This window comes from Mesorhizobium sp. LEGMi-168a, from assembly GCF_058312955.1.
Window position 1 is genome coordinate 1 of record NZ_JBZEGV010000090.1, and the last position, 1,555, is coordinate 1,555.

Here is a 1,555-nt window from a genome sequence, read left to right on the forward strand (position 1 = left end):
TTCCGTCATCGAGAAATGGCGCTGGTGGAATGTGCTGGTCGGCAATCCAGCGGGTTATCTGCCCGACGACTTGCCGTTCGACAGGATCGACCTCGGCCTGCCGCGGCAACAGGTTCTGGCGGTCGGCCCTGCCTGGCTACGCGGCTGGGAAGGCATCTTCTTCGCGGCGCCGATCCTCGTTGCCCTGATGCTCACGAGCGTGCGCGGCATCGCATGACCGGGACCAGGCGCACAACCAAGCGACGCGGCCGGGCGGCGAGCCTGGAAGTCGATGCCTGGACGGACGCGATCGGCCGGCTCCTGGAGCGCTTTCCGAGGTTTTGGATCAGGGTGGGGAACTGGGAAACGCGGCTGCTTGCCGAGCGGCTCGACGGCACCAGCGTGAGCCGGCCGATCTATATTGCGGGCCTTGCCCGGTCGGGCAGCACCATCCTGCTCGAATTGCTTGCCAGCCATCCCGACACGGCGAGCCATCGCTATCGCGACTTTCCCTTGGTGCCTGCGCCTATGGCGTGGACCTGGTTCGTCGACCGCGCCGGGCGCACGGAGCAGCTTGCCGTCGAGCGTGCGCATCGCGACCGCATCAAGGTGACGCCGGAGAGCCCCGAGGCCTTCGAGGAGATCGTTTGGATGGCGTTCTTCCCGGACCTGCACGATCCGTCGACGAATGCGGGCCTGGACGAAGCTGCGCGCCATCCCTGCTTCGAAGCCTTTTACCGGGATCATATCCGCAAGCTGCTCCTGCTGCGCGACGCCGGCCGCTATCTCGCCAAGGGCAACTACAACGTCACGCGCTTGCGCTATCTGAGGAAACTGTTTCCCGACGCTCGCTTCATCGTGCCCATCCGCGATCCGGCCTGGCACAGCGCATCGCTGATGAAGCAGCACAGGCTCTTTTCCGACGCGGAGGGCAAGGACCGGCGGGTTCTCAGCCACATGCGGCGCAGCGGGCATTTCGAGTTCGGATTGAACCGCGTGCCGGTCAATGTCGATCACAGGACGGCCGGCGAGATCATCAAGCTCTGGAAAAGCGGCAGGGACGTCGCGGGATGGGCGGCCTACTGGGCCTCGGTCTACGGCTATGTGGCGGCGGTGCTGGATGATCCGGCCATGGCCGGGAGCATGCTCGTCGTCCGCTACGAGGATCTTTGCAGCGATCCCGCCGCAACGCTCTCGACAATACTCGACCACTGCGAGCTTGATGACCGCGGGCTTGCGCATGCGGCGCATGCGACGATCAGCTTCCCGGCCTACTACGAACCATCGTTCACGCAGGCCGAGCGCAACGAGATCCGCAGCCGCACGGCGGCAGTGGCTGGGCGGTTCGGATATGGATAAGCGCAAGGGAATGCCGATGGAGAAAATCGGATCCACACTCTTCGTGTTGATGATCGCCTTCCTCGCCTTCGTGGCGGGGGCGATGGCGGTCTTTGGCCGGGTATTTCCGTCGGAATTTCTTCGCGACGCCTATCGGGCGGGAGAAGCCCTGGTCCTGCAGCGGCAGATCATCGAAAATCCCGTTCTGGCCAATCTTTACCAGCCGGCCCGCACCCCG

Annotated in this window: 3 protein-coding genes; all 3 read left to right on the forward strand. The window is 64.6% G+C overall.

Annotated features, from left to right (window positions below; all coding sequences use genetic code 11):
- Positions 1 to 217, forward strand: a 217-nt coding sequence (locus AC4FWB_RS34025; RefSeq protein WP_491030587.1) for a hypothetical protein, incomplete at its 5' end; no start/stop codon positions are given.
- Positions 214 to 1,338 carry a sulfotransferase family protein gene (locus AC4FWB_RS34030; protein ID WP_491030588.1) on the forward strand — a complete coding sequence of 375 codons (1,125 nt, stop codon included), beginning with the start codon at positions 214 to 216 and terminating at the stop codon, positions 1,336 to 1,338. The genes AC4FWB_RS34025 and AC4FWB_RS34030, both read left to right, overlap by 4 nt.
- On the forward strand, positions 1,331 to 1,555 hold a 225-nt coding region (locus AC4FWB_RS34035), incomplete at its 3' end, for a hypothetical protein (protein ID WP_491030589.1). The genes AC4FWB_RS34030 and AC4FWB_RS34035, both read left to right, overlap by 8 nt.

Coding starts and splice junctions, on each gene's coding strand:
- AC4FWB_RS34030 (WP_491030588.1), top strand. CDS start 214: ATGACCGGGACCAGGCGCACAACCAAGCGACGCGGCCGGGCGGCGAGC.